The 20,422-nt window shown below is 38.0% G+C and carries 15 protein-coding genes; 4 read left to right on the top strand and 11 right to left on the bottom strand.

The genetic code is table 11. The annotated features are described in order from the left end of the window. Positions 1-67: 67 nt before the first annotated feature. On the bottom strand, positions 68-1,570 hold the full coding sequence (locus MB14_RS17695; RefSeq protein WP_062594003.1) for a beta-1,3-glucanase family protein: 1,503 nt from the start codon (positions 1,568-1,570) through the stop codon (positions 68-70). Between the two features lie 157 nt (positions 1,571-1,727). On the opposite strand from MB14_RS17695, the gene MB14_RS17690 reads away from it, so the two are divergent. Then, positions 1,728-2,447: a DsbA family protein gene (locus MB14_RS17690; RefSeq protein ID WP_062594000.1), complete on the top strand. Its 720-nt coding sequence runs from the start codon at positions 1,728-1,730 to the stop codon at positions 2,445-2,447. Between the two features lie 70 nt (positions 2,448-2,517). Here the strand turns inward: MB14_RS17690 and MB14_RS17685 are convergent, their stop codons facing one another. From MB14_RS17685 to MB14_RS17655, 7 genes are all read right to left on the bottom strand, one after another. After that, positions 2,518-4,005, bottom strand: a complete 1,488-nt coding sequence (locus tag MB14_RS17685) for a RagB/SusD family nutrient uptake outer membrane protein (protein ID WP_062593998.1) — start codon at positions 4,003-4,005, stop codon at positions 2,518-2,520. A 12-nt stretch (positions 4,006-4,017) separates the two neighbouring features. Then, positions 4,018-7,095 carry a SusC/RagA family TonB-linked outer membrane protein gene (locus MB14_RS17680; RefSeq protein WP_062593996.1) on the bottom strand — a complete coding sequence of 1,026 codons (3,078 nt, stop codon included), beginning with the start codon at positions 7,093-7,095 and terminating at the stop codon, positions 4,018-4,020. A 611-nt stretch (positions 7,096-7,706) separates the two neighbouring features. Next, the gene (locus MB14_RS17675) at positions 7,707-8,270 is read right to left on the bottom strand and encodes a fibrobacter succinogenes major paralogous domain-containing protein (protein WP_084376139.1); all 564 of its coding nucleotides are present in this window, start codon (positions 8,268-8,270) and stop codon (positions 7,707-7,709) included. Positions 8,271-8,369: 99 nt separating this feature from the next. Continuing rightward, a complete protein-coding gene (locus MB14_RS17670; protein ID WP_062593992.1) occupies positions 8,370-8,831 on the bottom strand; it encodes a hypothetical protein in 462 nt (153 codons plus the stop codon). A 223-nt stretch (positions 8,832-9,054) separates the two neighbouring features. Next, positions 9,055-9,645: a hypothetical protein gene (locus MB14_RS17665; protein WP_062593990.1), complete on the bottom strand. Its 591-nt coding sequence runs from the start codon at positions 9,643-9,645 to the stop codon at positions 9,055-9,057. Between the two features lies 1 nt (position 9,646). Then, on the bottom strand, positions 9,647-10,015 hold the full coding sequence (locus MB14_RS17660; protein ID WP_062593988.1) for a hypothetical protein: 369 nt from the start codon (positions 10,013-10,015) through the stop codon (positions 9,647-9,649). A 10-nt stretch (positions 10,016-10,025) separates the two neighbouring features. Further along, the gene (locus MB14_RS17655) at positions 10,026-10,481 is read right to left on the bottom strand and encodes a hypothetical protein (RefSeq protein WP_062593986.1); all 456 of its coding nucleotides are present in this window, start codon (positions 10,479-10,481) and stop codon (positions 10,026-10,028) included. 347 nt (positions 10,482-10,828) lie between these two features. Here MB14_RS17655 and MB14_RS17650 point away from each other — a divergent pair, with 347 nt between their 5' ends. Together MB14_RS17650 and MB14_RS17645 are read left to right on the top strand one after the other, a co-directional pair. Beyond that, positions 10,829-11,800, top strand: coding sequence for a vWA domain-containing protein (locus tag MB14_RS17650; protein WP_062593983.1), 972 nt, complete (start codon positions 10,829-10,831; stop codon positions 11,798-11,800). Next, positions 11,797-12,753: a hypothetical protein gene (locus MB14_RS17645; protein ID WP_062593981.1), complete on the top strand. Its 957-nt coding sequence runs from the start codon at positions 11,797-11,799 to the stop codon at positions 12,751-12,753. Before MB14_RS17650 ends, MB14_RS17645 begins: the two co-directional genes overlap by 4 nt. 4 nt (positions 12,754-12,757) lie before the next feature. Here MB14_RS17645 and MB14_RS17640 read toward each other — a convergent pair whose 3' ends face one another. The 3 genes from MB14_RS17640 to MB14_RS17630 all read right to left on the bottom strand — a co-directional run bounded on the left by MB14_RS17640 (position 12,758) and on the right by MB14_RS17630 (position 18,900). Next, a complete protein-coding gene (locus MB14_RS17640; protein WP_062593979.1) occupies positions 12,758-13,543 on the bottom strand; it encodes a histidine kinase in 786 nt (261 codons plus the stop codon). Between the two features lie 163 nt (positions 13,544-13,706). Beyond that, positions 13,707-14,369 carry a response regulator transcription factor gene (locus MB14_RS17635; protein WP_062593978.1) on the bottom strand — a complete coding sequence of 221 codons (663 nt, stop codon included), beginning with the start codon at positions 14,367-14,369 and terminating at the stop codon, positions 13,707-13,709. Continuing rightward, entirely contained in the window at positions 14,356-18,900 is a 4,545-nt protein-coding gene (locus MB14_RS17630) for a PAS domain-containing protein (RefSeq protein ID WP_062593975.1), read from the bottom strand. Before MB14_RS17630 ends, MB14_RS17635 begins: the two co-directional genes overlap by 14 nt. A 329-nt stretch (positions 18,901-19,229) precedes the next feature. On the opposite strand from MB14_RS17630, the gene MB14_RS17625 reads away from it, so the two are divergent. After that, positions 19,230-20,408: an acetyl-CoA C-acyltransferase gene (locus MB14_RS17625; protein ID WP_062593973.1), complete on the top strand. Its 1,179-nt coding sequence runs from the start codon at positions 19,230-19,232 to the stop codon at positions 20,406-20,408. Positions 20,409-20,422 lie beyond the last annotated feature (14 nt).

Raw genomic sequence — 20,422 nt, 5'->3', positions numbered from 1 at the left:
AGCACCTTTGTAAAGTTGAAAAAATTAGACAGTTGACAGTCCCACAACTGACAACTTTCTATTATCCTTAGTTTGTTGGTTTCGCTGGAGCGGCCACACTACCGTTCCAAGCTAGACCAGCCCCCCAAACAAGGACTTTATTATTTATAACACAAGCTTGGGTAAGGCATTGGGTTGATCCGCTCCCCTCCGCTACTTGGTTATTTTTAACCCATATATATTTATTGGCACCAAGTCCGCTAAATTCCATTTTTGTCCAATTTGGCAAGTCGGGAAGGAATCCACCATAGGCTCCGGCTGAATTAGGAAGATATCGCCAGTTCCCAATTCTTATCACACCTAAACCTTGGCTTCCTGTTCCTATACCAAATTGATAAGTACCAGATTGCGGCTGATTACTGCTGTTATCTGATGGCGCTGAATAATCCTTTGTAGCATCATCAGCAATTACATTCAGGGTAAGGTCCGCTCCTAGTTTAGAAGTTACTAAAACCTTAAGATTTGAATCTGCATATGGAAACCCATAAGAGTTTGAGTTCTCATGAATCACCTGCGCATATTGGTTGCCATCACCAGTAGCAAATGGCACTAAACCTGGAAACATGGCATTACTATTATTTGCAGGGTTGGCCATTGAAAAATATCCCTCATTAATACCAATCATAATTTCTCTAAATACAGAATTGGTAATTGTCCTTTCCGCCAGCGTGCTTGACGGATCATTTATAGCAGTTCTATTCTGATGAATCGCTTTAAAAGTATTTCCACTATCAGTGGACCAATTCATATAACCACCATCACATTCATAAATGATTTGTGAGGTTAAATTTACCTTGGTGATGTGACAAACTTGCTTACCATCAGTACTTGTAAGCTCAATAATGTTATCGGAACCCGTTGAAGCATTTTTAAAACTCCCCGTCATTTGAACCGGACTTCCATCTTTTGGAGTATCCGACAGTATACTCAAGGAAGCTGGGTAATTGGCAGCTGTGGTATCGGTTAAACTTTTCAAATAAGTATCATAAGACCTATAACTAGCAGGTACATGATTAGGCGCAAGAATTTTATCCTGACCAGTATTGGTCTTTATTACCGCTGCAGAGCTATTGACCAGCACGGCTTTTACTTGGCCAACGATTGAGTCAGAAGCTTTGGCTGCTACCATTGGGGTTTTGTAGCCCAAAGAGAATGCGGCACCTGCGGAATCAGTTCCTTCAAGCGTTAGAGGCAGTCCAAGAATATCAACGTTAGATAGATTTATCCATACCGCAGTATCAGTGCTAGTTCGTGAAAACTCAATCCATCCATAATAATCAGGCCCCTGAGGTAACGGTGGGTTTGGGTATTGACCATAGCCAACGTACAAACGACCACTTTTGATTGTATCAAAGGTGATGGCCATGTTCTCCGTCAAAGGAGTCACAGCCCCCACGGTTATTCCAGAAACTCCAGATGAAGCATCGGCTGTTAATAATACATAAAGGGCTTTACTTGGATCTGGAGAAGATTGATTCGCCAGCAAAGAAGACGCACCTCTTAGGTTTTCGATTTTAATAGTAGTACTCATTATTGGTTGGGTTAGATTTAAAATAATGGACAATGTAGACCCTTAATCTCCGTATTTCATACCCCTAAAGTATTACTCTCTCTTTACTAATTAATAACCAAAAGCATTTCACTAACCGTTGAACTTACTGTACCCCCAAACTGTTGGGATTTTTGATATGAAAGAAGAGAAATCATTTTGCGACCCTGAAACTGGTGAGTGCAGCCCTTCCGAATTGGGAGAGTTAAAACATCAAACCAAAAAAGATATCAATAATGAAATCATATATGTTGGTGACCCAATGTGCTCTTGGTGCTGGGGAATTTCAAATCATTTAAAAACTTTGAAATCTGAATACCCACAATTTAAATTTTCGATTGTTGTAGGTGGTTTGCGCCCTGGAGGTGGAGAAGCTTGGGATGATGAAATGAAGGAGTTTTTAAAACACCATTGGGAAGAAGTAACGAAAAGAAGCGGACAACCATTTGGTTATTCATTATTTGATAAGGAAAGTTTCAACTATGATACAGAACCTCCTTGTAGAGCAGTTGTTGCCTCAAGAAAATGGATGGGAGAAAATGAGCTCCAATTCTTTGAGTCAGTTTCAAGAAAATTTTATGTAGATAATGAAGACCCTAGTGAGCCAGAATTCTATAGATCAATTTGTCAGGAATTTGATATTCCTTTTGAACCGTTCAAACAGATATTCGAAAGTGATGAAACAAAATACAACACTCATCAAGAGTTTCAACTTAATCGCCAGTGGGGTGTAAAGGGTTATCCTACGGTGCTTTTCAAAAGTGGAAATCAACTCTTTCAAATCAATCACGGGTATACCGAATTTGAGCAAATGCAATTCGTAATTGAAAAAATTCTTAGTGAAGAAGTGAACTCATAACTGATAAGTATAAAGGCATAAAAAAAGGCCGCTCAATGAGCGGCCTTTAAATGTATTTTAAAATTTTGGATTATCTCCAACCTCCATTCGATGCATTCACACCATCGGCAGCATCAGGACCACCATAAGTGTAGAACGGACGAGCAGTACCCATTGTCTCCAAAATTTGAGGAGCAACTGGTAAGTGAAGGAAAGTACCATACTGAAGTAAATCTCTCTTTCTCATTTCATAGAACTGAATACCAAGACTAGTTGCCATTAATTCTACGTGTCTTTCATGATGAATAGCATCCTTAATTGCAGCTAAGGTTGGTGCTACTGGAGGTAAATTACCTCTAGTTACACGAGTACCCGCATTAATGATAAGTGCAGCACCTGGTAAATCACCAAGGTTAGCTCTTGCTTCAGCTCTGATCAAATCGTTCTCAGACAATAAGATCTCTGGCATATCACCAAACCATCCAGAAAGAAGGTAATCGTATCTGCTAAATCTGTAGTTAGAGAAGTGGTAGTAACCTCTTTCTACACGGAACGGAACAGAAGACTTGTATTGGAAATCCGTTACTAACCTTTGATCCTCAGGAGTAGTTGACTCTGGTGGGAAAGGGAAGTTTGGATCATCATCCCAATGCTCTGGCTGATCATCATCCATCATGTGAATCACTCTCATATCAGTTTGTCCCCAACCTGGGTACACTGAATATACCCAGTGCTCATTAATCCATCTTACGTAACCATCACCTTGAATAATGAAATCTTCTGTGATACCGTTATCCGCATAGTTTTTAGCTCTTGTCCAGTCAGCCGCAGCATCTTCAGCTGCATTTCTTGGAGCATAAGCCACTAAACGCGCTGCAAAAGAGTTGATTAACTTTTTGAAATCATCATTACTCAAATCCTCCGCAGTATTCATCCATGCTGCAGGAATAGTGAATGAATTTCCAGATAGTGCTATGGCCTCATCCAGTTTGGTTAAAGCAACATCAAGAACTTGATCATAAGGAAAGAATTCTGCCGCAGCAATCTCTTCTGGAGTACTGTTTTCGTCCACAATAAATCCTTTATCATAGTTCAAACCAATATAACCGAGTCCGATACCCTGCATAAACTTAGACCAAGCTCTAACTAAGTTATTATCCTCACCGTTAGTCCCAATATCTAGACCTCCGTCCATTACTTGAAGTACTGTATTGGCTGTAGAAACAGCTTCATACAGATTAGTAAACATATAGTTAGAGTTTGAAGCATAGCTATAAGCTGGCTGGTTATCCCAAGCTTTTCTAGGCTCCCATGACTGATCTCTCATACCAAAGTTACCCCAAGAACAAGTTAAGTTATCCGCAGCGGCTGAAAGCATATGAGATATACCATTTGTCCAGTGAGTTGGGGCATACCATGTAATAAACATACCTCCAGCAAGTGTCTTAACGTCTGAATCAGACGCCAATACTTTTGCCGTATCTGGGTTGTTTAAGTTCTCGACTTCCAAGTCGTGGCAAGCAACGCCACTGACTAAAAGAAAGGCTAATAAGAATCCTTTATATATTATTTTTTTCATATCAGTTTAGTTTTAGAAATTAAGTGATAGAGATAAAGCATAATTTCTGAAGTTAGGATAAGTACCTGTACCATCCACTGGGTTTCTAATAGAACCAACTTCTGGATCATACCCAGAATATCCAGTGAAAGTAAACAAGTTACGTCCAATAGCTCTCAAAGAAGCACCTTTAAAGGCGTCAAACCCGAAGAGGTTTTGTAATTGAGTAGCAGAGAAAGTATAACCTAAAGCCACTTCTCTCACTTTAACGAAGCTAGCATCTTCAACCCAGTAAGAGTTGTTTGAGTTTACATCATAAAATCCTTTGTAATACTCAAGTGCTTTTTTCTCAGAATCAGCTTTACCGAATTGATCCATGATACCATTTCTATCATCTCTAGTTAACCATTGAGATTTTCTGTTATAAGCGTCTCCACCTTCTTTAATATCTAACAATACATATGCTGTAAAACCTTTGTATCTGATAGTATTAGAGAAACCAGCGTAGAAATCAGGGTTCCCATCACCAATTTTAACGAAAGCATCAAGACCATTTTCGTCTTTTAATTTAATAGGTGCCTCACTTGTAGTTCCTTGAGAACCTGCTGGCACGACATAACCTTCATTGTTTACTTCATAATCAGAAATGCTCTCACCTTCTGGTAATTGCTTTGCCATTTGGTCTAATGATTTAACCCAGGTGTTCCCGTAAATTGAACCATAAGTCTCTCCTTCTTTCACATAGAATAATCCGTCTGTTCCGTAAGTGTAAGGTGCAATAGGAAGCTCAGTTACAGTTTGTCTTGTTCTTGAGAAAACAAGGTTAGCGTCCCAAGTTAGGTTTTCATTTTTAATGATGTTAGCACCTAAATTAAGCTCGAATGTATTTGACTCAATTGAACCTGCATTTTGGTATTGGCTACTAAAACCACCAGCGATCGGAAGTAATCTTACACTCAAGAACTGATCAGAAGTTACTGAATTAGCATAAATAGCCTCTAAAGTAAATCTGTTTAAAAACTCCGCGTTAATAGCTACTTCAGTCTCAGCAGTTCTTGACGGCTTAAGGTTTTTGTTACCCAAAGTTGAAGCAGAAGCAATACCATTACTTACACTGTAAGTTTCATATTGCCAATCAAAACCAGGTCTGATACCAGCAACACCATATGCTCCTCTAATCTTCAATTCCTGAACGTTAGGAATATCTATATCTTCAGTAATTCTGTATCCACCAGAAAGTCTATAATAGTTATTCCATCTTTCGTTTTCACCAAACAGAGAAGAACCATCAATACGGAACATACCATCAAACAAAATCTTGTCTTTGTAATCCAAAGAACCAATGAAGAAATAGTTAGACGCGATTACTTCTTGCTGATAATTAGAAGATTGTATATTAGCCGTAGGAATAGCTGACAAAGTAGGTAAGTCTCTAATACCGAAGTCAAAACCACTTGTATTTACGTTGTGAATTTTGCTGTTCTCATATAAGTAAGAGATTTTACCCTTTGCTGTAACATCACCAAATCTTCCATTAAGATTCATTGTAGTTTGTACTTGCTGAACGTTTCTTTCAGAAGTGTTTTCACTAAGTGAACCTAAAGAGTAAGTAATACCTAGCGGATCTGTTCCACCCAAAGTCCAAGTGTCATAAGGAGAATATGAGCCTGAGCTGATTTCTCTAAACTCAGTAGAATAACTTGCTTCAAAATTAACCCATGAAGCTAAATCAAAATTCAAACGGTAGTTACCAATGATTCTTTTCTCTTCGTTTCTATTTTCAGTTTTATATGTACTGTAAAGAGGGTTAGACTCATTAGACCAATGGTTGTGTCTGTAATAATAAGGCTGTCCATCAGGGTTTGGTAAAAACAAATCATTATCTGGTTCCGCCAATACAATGTTGAAGAATATACCTCCCCCACCACCTGGGTTATTTTGTGAAGAGTTTGCAATCAAATTCGATGCAGAAAACTTCAACCAATCGTTAATTTGATGATCAATATTCAATCTAATGTTCTGACGAGAAAAACCATCCGTATTAGGAATAATACCTGTTTGCGCATTGTTCTCAAACGACATAAAAGCATTAGTGGTAGCGTTACGAGTAGAAACCGCCACATAGTTTGTATGGTTAGTTCCAGTTCTAAAGAAAGCCTCTTGCTGATCGATGTTTCTTCCGAAAGGATTGTCCATATAGTGATCGGCATCAAAACTTCTATTTCCAACAATATCAGGGCTAAATCCACCTACATATCCTGCAGGGTATGTAACTCCGTCATATTTAGTAAACTTATCAAAGCTTGCATAATCAGGTGCTAATGTAAATGCATGGTGTTCAGCAAGATCAATAGTTCGCTCAAGCTGTTGCCATCCAATCTCATTTCTTACAGTAATATTGGTAGTTCCAATATTTTGGTTCTGACCACGCTTAGAAGTAATAATAATTACACCATTACCAGCTCTAGATCCATATAGTGAAGCAGCAGAAGCTCCTTTAATCACTTCATAAGACTCGATATCATCTACGTTAAGGTCAGAAAGTCCACCTTCAATAATAACTCCATCAATAACCACCATTGGGCTAGACCCTACACCCAAGTTGTTATCAGCTCTTAACTGAACACTTGCATCGTTACCTGGAGTACCTCCAGCTTGAGAAATTCTAACACCTGCAACTTTACCCGCGAGAGCATTACCTGCAGAAGTTGCCGGAGCTAAACTCAAACGCTCTGAGTCAATTTTAGCTACAGTAACCGTTAGTTTCTTTCTAGGAGTACCAGCAGCCACACCCGAAACTACGATTTCTCCCAAATCAGTAGCATCTGGGTTTAATCGAATATCGATTGTTGTCTGTGATCCAATTTGAACTTCTTGAGTAACATACCCCAAGAATCTAAAGACGAGAACTCCATTTGCTGGAGCCGACAGTTGGTATGTACCATCTGGATTTGTCGCAACACCATTTGTGGTGCCCTTAATTAATACGTTAACACCAGGAAGCCCCTGGCCAGTTTCATCAGTTACTTTTCCCTTGATGTCACGATCTTGCGCAACAGCAGACAGGGAGACAAGCACTGACATCATGAAAGTCAGTAATACTCTCTTCATAGTTAGTAGTTTTAGTAAAAAAATTATTTTAGTAAATAATTCGATTGAATTATCAAATGTAAAATAAAATACTGTCAAAGAAAAACCTCACCATATTTTTTGGCCAAAAAAAAGCTTTTCAAAGTATATTATTCTTAAGTATCCGTCAATACTTTCAGAATATGATGGTTTTTAAATTGACACAAAAGGCGTCACTATGGCACATATTTATACTTATCTTATTTGATATTTAATTATTAAGCATAATAAGAAAAATACAGACACTTATATCTACATTATATTATTTCATCGCTGTACTATACGAAGGAATAAACTCATTACCCCTTAACTATCAATCCGTTATAGATTACCATTACATATTGGGAAAAGCGAACATAAACTCATTAAAAGTCCGATTAAATACACTTTTACACAGGATAACATCCGCAGGCTTGAATTCTCAACTTTATCGACCGTAGAAAATAGAGAACTTATATTGGGGGAAACAAAAAGCTGTGTGGTGGTTAATAAGTGATAGGACTGAGCACATTGACTACGAACGCTTTACATATAAAAAAGGGCTTCCCGTCTGAAAGCCCCTTTAACCAAAACATTTGTGTGTGTGTACTCAATTAATCTTTCACATATCGAACGGCCATTTTAGCCATTGTCGAGATTTTACCGTGATTATAATTTAACTCTCTATTCGGAATAGAGATATAGTTACCATTTTCATTGTCAGAAGACTGAGTCCAAAAGAAACCAACTTGGTTGACTCCTATTTCCCCCATCAGAGGATCCTGATATCCTTCAGATTCAAAATTGAACAAGTAATAGTCATCAGGAATAATTTGATTTGGGTCAGACGAAAAACCTGTCTTTTCAAGGAGCTTGTTCCATTCGTTAATCGTTGGGATTCTCCAGCCTTCTGGAGCTGTTGTTTCAGCCTCTTTGTAAGACATTTGTTTAGAAGCGCCCATAAAGTTAGCCGTCATCCAAACTACACCATCAAACTCTTCAGTGGAGTAAGTCATACCATTCCTCCAGTCCACCCAATCAACCCCAGGAGTCCAATCATTATTTATTTCTGGACTCAACATCACAAATTCTTCCGGAGAATTGAAAAAACCTTTTATAGGTAATGTCATCAACGGAGTGATGAATGCTAGTGCGAAAAGTATCTGACGTATTTTCATAATGTTTATTTAAATCAAAGTTGAAGAATCTTATACCCTCATTCGTTGTGGTAATTCGTAAAATCAACTTTAGGTAAATCCTTAAGCCGTCTAAGAGTTTTACCTAGACAGATCTAATTTCCATTTCAGCCCAAAATCAAAACTTGCAAAACCATCTACCTTTCCAATACCTGCATTGACTGACAAGTTTTCCTTCATTATAAAAGAACCTTCAATAGTAGGCTGAATTGCTAAAAAGCGACCATCATATAAACCCACCTTGAGACTAGGGAGTAGCGTGAATTTAGATTTAGGATTTAGGGCGTACTGAAAATATGTTCCGGAGAATGTTTTTTGGCCTTTCTCTGAATTATCGAAACTCTCCAATCTAGTATACCCCGCTTTTATTCGTGATTTATAATCTACTCCAAGCCTGACCCCATATTTCCATCCATAAATCGTACGATTTGCAGAAGGTGATACCTCTAAAGTATAATTGGGAGTCTTTGCTCTTTTATAAAGCGATTGAGAGGTGGCTTCTAGGCAGATTAAGCTCAGTACTAAAATGATTACAGTTTTCATGGTTTTGGTTGTTGTTATTCTGTAACATAAAAGTAGCTGATAACCAAAGAGATAAGATATGAGAAAAACGAATTGAAAAATTTAGGTTTAACCCTCAAGCCTCTAGGTATTTTCCTTAAACACGTCCTTCTTCACTCAAATTCCAAAAAAAATGGAGGCCAATCCTAGATCGACCTCCTTCAGAACAACTAACCAATGAGCCATGAACGCTCACCGATAATCTTTATTGGTTCAATATTTCTTTGATATACACTGATATATCGTGTGGTGCTGTTTCGTCTCCTCCAAAGTATGGGTAGAGCTTATAGTACAAGCCAGTATCGCAATTAGCTCCACGATCAACCTCCTGTTCTATCTCTCCATTCAATAGTAAATAAAACTTATCGTCTACAATTTGAATTTGATAGTATGCTGTTTCATCAATAGCTACATCACCCATGTGATGGTAACTCACAACCCCACTGGTGTAGGCATATGAAAATATTTCAACCAAGTCCTTTTCTACACTATACCTCCAGCCAAACCTTACACTGTTTTCATGATGCAAACTGTTGCAGTCAGAAAAACCCATTAGCTTGTTAATATCTTCTTGGTTCTTATTTCCTAAATCGTATCGTACGGTTTCATCAAACCTTGCGGTAAAAGCCAACATATCTGACTTTAAGGTTCCTAGCTTTTCACCTGGCAAGCCTCCTATCTTTCTACTGGTATGTTGCCCCTTTTGCATAAGATATTCTACCTCATGTTGCTCATAAATATCTGAACACGAACTCAAGCCGATGAGCAATATTACAAATGCTAATACTCCTTTCATCTTACTGAACTTTAGGTTTAACACATGCCATTACATCGCGCAAGAAACCATTGAGCGGATTCCGCTTTGCGGAAAGTAGGCCATTGCACCTAGGCTCAGCCTCAATCTCCGTGTGTTCTTTAGAAGATCGCTTTCTTTGTTTTAGATAAAACTCTTCTTCAACATTTGCATTAACAGGACTTTTTTTCGACTGCTCGTTTGAGTTACTTACCGCATTCATTCGAGGAGGCAAGTCAAATATCAGCCTATACCCTACTCTACCATCATTGGACGGTGAGTGCTCTTCACCAATACTGCTTTTGTCTGTTCTATCTATTCCACCAAGCCCTAAAAAATCGGACTGGAAATATAATCTGTTGTGCTGTCCCATGATTTCATTATTAATACATGTTCCAGATAAACTTCAAACCAAAGCCCTTCTCGTCACCAGCCCCATACTCTAAACCGAGTTTCCAAGCATCACTTAGATCGAATCTTACTTCGGCAGCTATAAATACTTTTTGTAACTCGGTATTGTATGTTGCGAGCCTTACAGAAGGCCCTACTTGCATGTACTCTCCAACTGGCAGCATTACACTACTTTGAATTCCAGCAAAACGATCGTCCATGTATCGTTCGCCAAAGTCATAATCTCTAGTATGGAAATAACTTAAGTTGAAAACTTCTTTAAAATTGACACCAATTTGATACCCAAATAAATCACCTCCATAATTGAAATAAGTGGGAGCCACTTGAAAGGTGAACGGCTTTTCGTATTTTGCCTTGTAATAATGAGTTTGAGAAAAAACTGCGTTGCTAACTAATAGCAGGATTGCGATGATCATTAACTTTTTCATGACTTTTAGATTTAATTGTTCTGTATTCCAAAGGTCATTGATTGGCCGGCCGATCTTCTGGGCTTGTTCCCTAATATGAAAAATGTTGATTACGCTTAATGGAATGGGGAATATGAGTAATCATTATCATTAGGCAATATGTGGTAAAACCATATAGTTTTTAACCTACCAACAATTAGAAATTTACCTACTCGATTTTAGTAGTTTTAGCAACTGAGTAATTCACCTAGAAAATGTTTTTCGAGTCCATTTAACAATCTTTAACAGCGATTTTTTAGAAAGCGCTTTACAAACGGTTAACCTAGACGTTAAAGGATTGCTATCTTTGTCGATTAGTTAAAAAACACATGACTTGGTTTAAATCTATAGGAACAACAGAAGCCATATTTATAGGGCTTTTTATTGCTGCCTATCTTGCATATATTTTTAGGTTAGCCACAATTGCTAAAAGACTGCAAACCAGTTTTAGGCCATTGCTGCTCAAAGTATTGATTCGTACTTTGGCATTCGCGCTCATCATCTTCTCACTAATGGGGCCATCTTTTGGAGAAACTACTAAAGAAGTAAAATCAGAAGGTAAAGACATTTATATTGCTGTGGACTTGTCTCAATCTATGAATGCGGAAGATGTTGAGCCATCTAGATTATCGAAAATCAAATACGAGCTCAACAATATTGTTCAAGCCTTTAGCTCAGACAGAATCGGCTTAATCATATTCTCTTCTGAAGCATTTATTCAATGCCCGCTTACTTATGATCAAAGCGCTATCAACTTGTTTATTAGTACACTCAAAACGGATTTAGTACCCAATGCGGGAACCGACTTTAGCGCCCCTTTAAACATTGCGATGGAAAAACTTGAATTGGCAGCCGAGGGACCAATAACCCAGCAGAAATCAAAAATCATTTTAATGATTAGCGATGGGGAAGATTTTGGGGATGAAACTGACAAAGCAGCTAAGAAAGTAGTAAACACTGGAGTTAAGCTTTTCACACTGGGTGTAGGCACAGAAAAGGGAGCAAAAATTCCTGAGGGACGTTCTTTCAAACGAGACAGAAACGGGCAAGAAGTAATAACAAAGCTCAACTCTGAATCGTTAAGGAAGTTGGCCGCAGATACAGGTGGAAATTATTTTGAAATCAACCAAGATCAAAATGATGTAAAAAGACTGATTAGAGCTATCAATGAAGTAGAAGGCGAAGTGCGCGACACTCGCCAAATTGATGCTTCAGCCAATAAATTCTATTACTTTCTAGGAGCAGCCATTTTACTGCTCATCTTAGATGCATTAATTAGAAGAAAGACATTACGACTATGAAATATTTAATTACGCTCATTTTAGTTTTTACTAGCATAACCGACCCCGTAACGAAAATTGCTAAGTCTAATGCTCTGAAGAAGGATGCCAAAGCTTTTTATGACGAGAAGAATTATGAGCAAGCCATTACCAGCTACGGAAGACTATTAGACTCTATGCTGGTTGAGGATGAAGATGCCAGACTAAACATGGCTAATGCCGCCTACTTGTTAGCCTATGGCGACAAAGAGCTTCTGGGTGTTTTAAACGAAGCCTCAGAAAATCCAGACGAGCTTGACGAAAGCAAAGTAGAACTGGCAAGCGAAGGACTAAAGTACGCTAGTATTGCAAGCAATAATTATGACGAACTATCTGCCAATGCTAAAAATAAAGTCATTGCCTCAAATGCTTTTAATCAAAAGGGAATTATCGCTTACAAAAGAAGCGAGGCCGCTAAAGCCGAAGAGAAGAAGTCTCTTACCGACCAAGCTTTAAATGATTTTAAGAACTCATTACGCAAAAACCCTGAAAACGAATCTGCCAGATACAATTATGAGCTTCTGAAAAAACTGATCAGAGAACAAGAACAGCAAGAGCAGAACAACGAAGACAACAAAGATCAAGAGGAGAAAAAGGATCAGGAAAAGAAAGATCAAGAACAAGAAAAGAAAGATCAGGAAGAGGAAAACGAGCAGGAAAAGAAAGATCAAGAGAAAAACGATCAAGAAAAGAAAGACCAAGAACAAGAGAAGAAGGATCAGCAACAAAACGATGAAGAGCAAGATCCCAATGAAGAAAAACCTCAAGAAAAAGACCCTCTTGAGAAATTAAAAGAAAAGCTTGAAGAGATGAATATGAGCCCAGAAAAGGCTCAGATGATTTTAGAGGCCATGAAGAACAACGAAATTCAGTATGTTCAGCAAAACAAAAGAAAAGCCACTAAGAAAAAGGATTCAAGTAAACCTGACTGGTAAACACTTAGGCAGCAGCGTCTGGATTGGCACTGTCAGGCTTGCGTTGCATCATACTTTGAGCCATAGGTATGGCTATCATAAAAGTAACCTGATTACTTAGCTTTGACGCCACTATTTGGCAGTCCGCCAAATTAAAAAGTTTCTTTATTATATAGAGCCGAAGAGAAAGCATACTTGCTCTTTCATTATCATCAAAATTAACACGATGTGAAAAGAACGACTCCCACTCAGAGAAATCCTTTTTTTCGTTATATGCCATAGTAATATTCACATTAACGAAATCATCACCTAACCTCACGATAAGTTCCGGTTTCTCTCCGCTAGAAAAATCCTTCATCAGATCAATTAGTCTTTCAAATGCTAAAACTGTCTTTTCTAAATCTGTATTAACATATACATCTTTAAGATAGTCTTCAATCCTATGTTGTCTACACGCAGAATATTCTTCAAAACAAACACTCAACTGATCCTCTAAATCTAGAATTTTATAATCCAGTTTAGACTTTTCAAGCATTCCTTGCTCAATCCTCAAGAGCAGAAGTAAATCCTCTAATATACTCTCAATATTATTTGCTTGATTTAGGATTTTACGAACCCTCCCCTTCATGGCTCCTTCATTCAAACCACAACCTCCAGCCATTCTATTTATAAGTTCCGTATTGAGCTTTATTGCAGAAATCGGCCCAGTAAAATTACGGCTCAAAATATTTGAAAGATCAAAGTTGAATGGTTGAAACTGGGTGCTTGAAAAGGAAAGGCTGTCATTCGCCTTCTGATTCTTAATGTCCATACTTTAGGTGAAAGTGCAGGTCAAGGGTCTCTCTTCTTGAAAAGATCAATCTCTGCGGTTGTTCTTAGCTATAAATTTAACCAAGAATCAGAGTGAAAAGCATGAATTGATTGCCTACACACAAGAAATACTAATATCACCTAAAAAATAGGTAACTCACCTATTAAATGTCATCAAAAAGCCTTTTCTCTAAAGCATAAACCGCTAGTCCGGCCATATTCTTAGCGCCTGTTTTTTCAAGAAGGTTTCGCTTGTGAGCATCTACAGTACGAACAGAAATGAACAATTCATCTGCAATTTCCTGATTGGAATACTCTTTAACAATTAGATGAAGTACCTCTCGCTCTCTTTTGGTCAACGGAATATCAACGGCCATTCTAGAACCTCTAGATTTATCGCCCCTGAGGTTGTTCATAATTATGGTTGTAACCTCTTGTGAGTAATACGTATTGCCGGCAGCTACTTCAGTGATTGCCCGCTTTATCTCTTCCTCCCCACTGCTCTTCAAAATATAGCCTTGAATGCCATAATTGAGCATTTTCTTTATGTGTTGGGTTTCGCTCAACATAGTAAGGGCCAATATCTTAAACTCAATAGTTGCTCCTTGAATCAAGTTTTTTACGAGCTCGATCCCGTCCATTGAGGGCATTACAATATCAGTTACAAGCACATCGAAATTGCCATTTTTGCTAATCATAGATAAAGCTTCCTGCCCGTTATTGGCTTCGCCAACAATCTCAAACCTCTCATCCTCGTCTAGGTAAAATTTAATGCCATCACGAATCATTTTATGGTCGTCAACGAGAAATATTTTAATCGTTTTCATATGCTATTTTTGAGTTATCCAATGGTACATTTAAAATTAATGAGGTTCCTTTTCCTGGGAAAGAATCAAGAATAAATTCACCTGAAAGAGCACTAGCTCTATTTTTCATACTTGCTAAGCCAAAGCCAGAAGTATTAAAGTTTATATTATCCATGTCGAAGCCCTGCCCATCGTCTTCAATTATAAGCTGAATGCTTTCGGAAAGTTTAATCAATTGTATTGAAACAGTCTCCGCTTGAGCATGCTTAATAATATTGGTTATTGACTCTTGGATAATCTTATAGAAGCTAGTTTCAGTACTAACATTAAGTCGTTCTTCCTCTAAGTTAGTAATGAATTCGAAATTCACCGAAGAAGTAGCATTCAATTCATCTACTAAGTCTTTAACAACTTCTGTTAATCCAAAATCTTCGATGGCTTTTGGCATTAACCTATGGGCAATTTCACGAGTTTGATCTAGAGACTTTCTTAGGTTTTGCCAGCCCCGTTCGTATCGTTCCAACACCTTCGGGCTTAAGAGGTGTTTTTCTTTTTTAACAAACTCTAAGTTGAGCGAAGCAATAGTTAAAGTTTGTTGCAAACTGTCATGAATCTCGCGAGAAATACGGCTACGCTCATGATCTGCGGCATCTAAAATGGCCGCCAATACTTTTTCTTCTGACCTTATTCTATCTGTTATATCAAAAACAGAAGCTTCGATAAATAAAGGAACTCCATTTTGGTCAAAAATACCATGCCCAAATTCCGAGAGCCACTTTATTTTCCCTTCTCTGTCAAGAATTCGGTAGCTTAATCGATAAGGCTGCTTGTTACTTATTGCTGTCTTCAAACTAGATTCGACAAACCTTTTATCGTCTGGATGAATTTGTTTTTGGTATTGTAAAGGATCTATTTTTATCAGCTCATCGGCAGTAAATCCGGTTAACTCAAGGCAATATGCGTTTACATAAATAAACTCCTTAGTAGGGTATTTGGCACTATATACAAGCCCTGGAATATCCTCTACCAATGATTGGTATTGAGCATAAGATTTTTCTAGGTCAAGGGTGAGCTTTCTTTCTTTGGTCACATCCATTAATGTACAGACATGCCTTATAGGAAGTCGATTTTTATCAAACTCTACATTTTTACCTAAGGCTCTCATCCACTTTACATCTCCAACATTTGTCACTAGCCTCACTAAAACATCGATTTCATTAACCTCTCCGGATTTAAGCTTTGTAGCCAAATCACAAACTAACTCTACATCCTCGGCAAAAACACTTTTCTTGACATAGTCTGATGTATCATTCTCAAAATCATATTTTGACCTTCCTATGAGTTCGTAATAATTTTCATTCCACTCCAGTACATCGTTCTTAATATCCCAATCTAGAATTATTTGCTTTGTGCCCGAAATAGCTAGGTTTAAAACCCTTTGGCTTTCCATAAGCTGTTCTTGAGCAATCCGCGTGGCAGTCACATTCATTGTCAAACCAATCACCCTTAGTCTGCCATTTGTATCAAGAAAAGTTTTTCCTTTAGATCTAAGCCAGCGCAATTCATGGTTCTGAGTAAGCACTCTATACTCAAGCTCGTAATGCCTAAGTTTTCCTACCTTGAGTTTACTAAAGAGCGTCCGCACTTTCTCACTATCGTCAGGATGAAGCACAGAATCCATAAATTGATCTTTGGAAGGGTCGTATTTACCCTTTTCCTGACCTATAATTTCTAGATAATTATCACTTACACTCACAGTGTTGGTTTCCAAATCCCAGTCCATTAGAGCCATATTGGCTCCATCAAATGCAAGCTTTAACCTCTCTTCATTTTCTAATAATTCCTGATCTTTGAGATATGAATCAGTAATATCTAAATTCAACCCAATTACCTTATCCCCCTCCTCATCGTTGATTCGAAAAATCTTGGCTGTTGATCGCACTCGTTTTATCTTTCCAGATTCGGTCTTAATCTCATATTCGGCATCAAATACCCCTCTATTTTTCACTAAAGAGCCTAAGTTTAGAGTCAGGATATCCTTGTGGCTTGGCTGAACATATTCTAGCCAGTCAGAAATTTTAATTTGATTATCCTCCGGAAGTTTCCTTTCATGAATGGAAGCCATCCCCTTATCCCAAACCAGATAATCGGAAACCATATCCCATTCCCAAACCCCGGTTTTTGCCGTAGTAGCGGCTAACTCATACTTAAGGTTTGCATTTACAATTGCCTTCTCTTTTTCTTTATATTCGGTAAAATCTATATGAGTACCGTAGATTATGAGCGGCTTACCATCTTTGTCTCTTTCAATAATTTTACCTCTATCTAGCACCCATCTCCACTTTTCATCTTTCCCTTTTATTCGGATCAATAACTCAAACTCTCCGCTATTGTTAACTTCCTCTCCATACAAACCAGTATTGATTCTTTCTAAGTCGTTTGGGTGAACACGTTCATTAAAAAAAGCTTGTTCATGAACAATCTCATCGAAATCATAACCCAACATTTCTGCGTAATATTCATTGAATCGGGTCTTGCCAGTTTTCAGGTTCAATTCCCATGTTCCAATTCTGGCAGATTCGATGGCTAGCATCATTTTTTGCTTGCTATCTAACAACTCCTTTTCGGCTTTAATTCGGCCAGTAACATCTCTAAAAACAGCAAAGATGAAAACATCCCCGTCTATCATAATTCTACTTAGATTTACCTCGCAGAAAATGATCTTACTATTGCTCTTCTTTACATCCCAGAAAAAATTTGCCTGACCGTTTTTCAAGACACTCTCAATTTGTTCCGCGACAAATTCTTCAGAAAGACGTCCATTGGTTTGATATTCTGGAGTAAACCTCCAAAGTTTTTCATTTTTAAGCTGCTCTTCTGCTATACCAAAAATTGCTTTAACATTCGTATTACAATCTAGGCAGAAACCATCTTTTAAAATGACCATAGCGTCATTACTCTGCTCAAAAATGGTTCGAAACTTCTGTTCATTTTCTTTTAAGTTCGCCTGAATTAGGTACTGATCATGAACATCTGTTGAGATACCGATAAGAGAGGTAATATTCCCAGCTTCATCTAACATAGGAGATACAGAAACCATAAACCACCTATAAATTCCTGTTGAGTTTTTAATTCGTACTTGTTCAGAAAAAGTAGTTTTATTTCGATTTGTCTCCTTCCATTTTGTCTTTATCAAAAGAATATCATCAGGGTGGACAAAATCCAACCACTTAGAACCGAAAAACGAATGATCGTGAATCCCAAAGTAAGCTCTTCCTCTGTTGTTTAAATAAGTCAAGCTACCCTGAGCATCAACGAGCCACAGGATATGAGGCAATGCCTCTGATTGAAACCTATACTTTTCCTCACTTTCCTTCAGCGCCAAATTCGAGAGCATCTCACTTGTTACATCCCTCAGCATCCCCGTCAAATCTTCCCCGTTTCGCTCTAATTCGCAGTACAAATGCCTAACCTCACCTTCAATATTCATTCTAAAATTGAAGTTGGTTCTTTCTCCAGATTTTAAGTCGAGGGTCAACTGAATAACATACCTATCTTCTTTAATTATTTTATGGAAGAAACGCAGTGAAGGTCCTTCTGAAATTGGCATCCCTAAGAGATTATAAATATTGTCGGACCATACAATTTTATCTGTTTTAAGGTTCATTTTAAAAGAACCTATTCCTCCAATTTTTTCAGTTCGTGACAAAAGCTCTTTGGTATTCATCAAATCGAGCTCCTTTATTTTACGGTCGTGTATATACTCCTCAATACCAATGTTTTCTGTATAAAACAAAAACGCCTCTGTTTCACCATTATCGTTTATTACAGGCGACACCGTAATTTGAATATCGAAGAACATTCCGCTCTTACGCTGAGAAGTATATTTACCTTTCCATTGTTTGCCTTCGTTTAACTTTTGCTTGATTTCTTCAACAATTTCAGGCTCTATAAAACGAGGATCGAAAAGAGTAACCAATTTACCTAAAGATTCCTCTCGTTTAAACCCGGTAAAACTCTCATGAATATCATTTACAAAAAGAGTGGTTCCTGCCGTATCGGTGATTGCAATAGCATTGGAAGACTTATTAATAGCGGCATATAAACTGTTTAGTTCTTGTTGGTTTTCCCTCTCTTCAGTAATGCTTTTGATACTCGACAGCAAATATTGACTGCTACCAATACTAATAATTTGTATTGTCTCGGATGCCTCTATAACCGATCCCGAATTTGTAATGAATTCATACTCTATCGACTCGACCAGTTCACCCTCAAATGCCCTCTGACGGTTCTTTTCAAAAGACTTCCTGAATTTCGGCTCAACAAAATCAACCAATTTTCTCCCTTCTATTTGGTCTGATGAGTACCCTATCAGTTTAATAAACTGCTCATTCGCCACCAGTAGATTGCCCGTTTCGCTTGACAGTGTGACTCCATTATTATTTGCTTCTAATAATGAGTTAATCAAAGGCTTATTAGCCCCAATCGCATCATATAACTGTTCCCGCTCATAGCGCCAGTTGTCGCCTCCATCTACTTTCTTACCTTTCATTATTGCAATTTCCTTATGGCTCAGTTAATTATTTTTCAATCTAATAAGATTGAAAAGAGGATATATCCACTTATTGAAAAACACCTAAAAGAGTGGCCTAGGTGGAACCGTCAAATATGATTGAATTCGTTTTTAGTAAATTAGGTAAAACACCTAGTCATTAATTTAAGAGTTTATCCCAACATTTCATCATAATAGCCAAACAAATTATAAACTAAAGCTTATCACAAAACTGAAGTCACGGTTTTATCATCAGGCATTTCTTTTCCTATTTGGCTCAGTATTTCTTACATTTGCTAACACTCGTTAGGTAAATTAAATAATTCAATATGAATGAAGTTTATATAGTATCAGCAGCCAGAACACCAATAGGAAGTTTTGGAGGTAAATTAGCAGGCTTCTCTGCCACACAACTAGGATCGTCTGCCATTAAAGGCGCTTTAGAAAAAGCTGGCTTAGACCCGAAACATGTCCAAGAGGTTTTTATGGGCAATGTAATTTCAGCTGGTTTAGGTCAAGCTCCAGCAAGACAAGCTGCAATAGGTGCTGGGCTCAGCAATGAAGTTCCTTGTACCACCATCAACAAAGTATGCGCCTCTGGAATGAAAGCCGCAATGTTTGCCGCTCAGTCGATTATGATTGGAGCTCAAGATGTAATTGTAGCAGGAGGAATGGAAAGCATGAGCAATGTTCCTTACTATATTCCAAAGGCACGTTATGGCTACAAATATGGTAATGGAGAATTAATAGATGGCTTGTTGCACGATGGTCTTTGGGAGGTATACAATCAATTCCCAATGGGAAATTGTGCTGATAATACCGCAAAGGAAATGGGAATTACCAGAGAGCAACAAGATGAGTTTGCCATCAATTCTTATAAAAAAGTAGCCGCTTCAACTGCTGCAGGTCATTTCAAAAACGAAATTATTCCAGTTGCAATTCCACAAAGAAAAGGCGACCCAATAATTATGGATGAAGATGAAGAATTTCACAATGTGATTTTCGAAAAAATCCCATCTTTGAGACCTGTTTTTAGTAAAGAAGGAACCGTTACTGCCGCCAACGCTTCTACCATTAATGATGGAGCATCTGCAATGGTTTTGATGAGCAAGAAAAAAGCAGACGAATTGGGCATTAAGCCAATCGCTAGAATTATAGGTTTTGCAGATGCTGCTCAAGATCCACTATGGTTTACCACAGCTCCTTCAAAAGCCATCCCTAAAGCAATGGCAATGGCTGGAGTAGATAAGTCGCAAGTAGATTATTATGAAATTAATGAGGCATTTTCAGCTGTAGCGTTAGCCAACAACATTGAACTCGGCTTAGACCCTGAAAAGGTAAACGTATTTGGTGGTGCGGTAGCCATGGGACATCCGCTAGGTGCTTCAGGATGTAGAATTGTGACTACACTAACTTCTGTGCTCCACCAAAAAGGAGGCAGCATTGGAGTTGCTGGCATTTGTAATGGTGGCGGTGGTGCTTCAGCCATGGTTATTGAAAAATTATAATATCAATTATACTA

It is taken from the genome of Roseivirga ehrenbergii, from assembly GCF_001593005.1.
Classification (GTDB): domain Bacteria; phylum Bacteroidota; class Bacteroidia; order Cytophagales; family Cyclobacteriaceae; genus Roseivirga; species Roseivirga ehrenbergii.
This window is presented reverse-complemented; position numbering and strand designations above follow the sequence as displayed.

Coding starts and splice junctions, on each gene's coding strand:
- MB14_RS17685 (WP_062593998.1), bottom strand. CDS start 4,005: ATGAAAAAAATAATATATAAAGGATTCTTATTAGCCTTTCTTTTAGTC.
- MB14_RS17625 (WP_062593973.1), top strand. CDS start 19,230: ATGAATGAAGTTTATATAGTATCAGCAGCCAGAACACCAATAGGAAGT.
- MB14_RS17695 (WP_062594003.1), bottom strand. CDS start 1,570: ATGAGTACTACTATTAAAATCGAAAACCTAAGAGGTGCGTCTTCTTTG.
- MB14_RS17655 (WP_062593986.1), bottom strand. CDS start 10,481: ATGAAAAAGTTAATGATCATCGCAATCCTGCTATTAGTTAGCAACGCA.
- MB14_RS17640 (WP_062593979.1), bottom strand. CDS start 13,543: ATGGACATTAAGAATCAGAAGGCGAATGACAGCCTTTCCTTTTCAAGC.
- MB14_RS17675 (WP_084376139.1), bottom strand. CDS start 8,270: ATGAAAATACGTCAGATACTTTTCGCACTAGCATTCATCACTCCGTTG.
- MB14_RS17665 (WP_062593990.1), bottom strand. CDS start 9,645: ATGAAAGGAGTATTAGCATTTGTAATATTGCTCATCGGCTTGAGTTCG.
- MB14_RS17680 (WP_062593996.1), bottom strand. CDS start 7,095: ATGAAGAGAGTATTACTGACTTTCATGATGTCAGTGCTTGTCTCCCTG.
- MB14_RS17635 (WP_062593978.1), bottom strand. CDS start 14,369: ATGAAAACGATTAAAATATTTCTCGTTGACGACCATAAAATGATTCGT.
- MB14_RS17645 (WP_062593981.1), top strand. CDS start 11,797: ATGAAATATTTAATTACGCTCATTTTAGTTTTTACTAGCATAACCGAC.
- MB14_RS17690 (WP_062594000.1), top strand. CDS start 1,728: ATGAAAGAAGAGAAATCATTTTGCGACCCTGAAACTGGTGAGTGCAGC.
- MB14_RS17630 (WP_062593975.1), bottom strand. CDS start 18,900: ATGAAAGGTAAGAAAGTAGATGGAGGCGACAACTGGCGCTATGAGCGG.
- MB14_RS17670 (WP_062593992.1), bottom strand. CDS start 8,831: ATGAAAACTGTAATCATTTTAGTACTGAGCTTAATCTGCCTAGAAGCC.
- MB14_RS17660 (WP_062593988.1), bottom strand. CDS start 10,015: ATGGGACAGCACAACAGATTATATTTCCAGTCCGATTTTTTAGGGCTT.
- MB14_RS17650 (WP_062593983.1), top strand. CDS start 10,829: ATGACTTGGTTTAAATCTATAGGAACAACAGAAGCCATATTTATAGGG.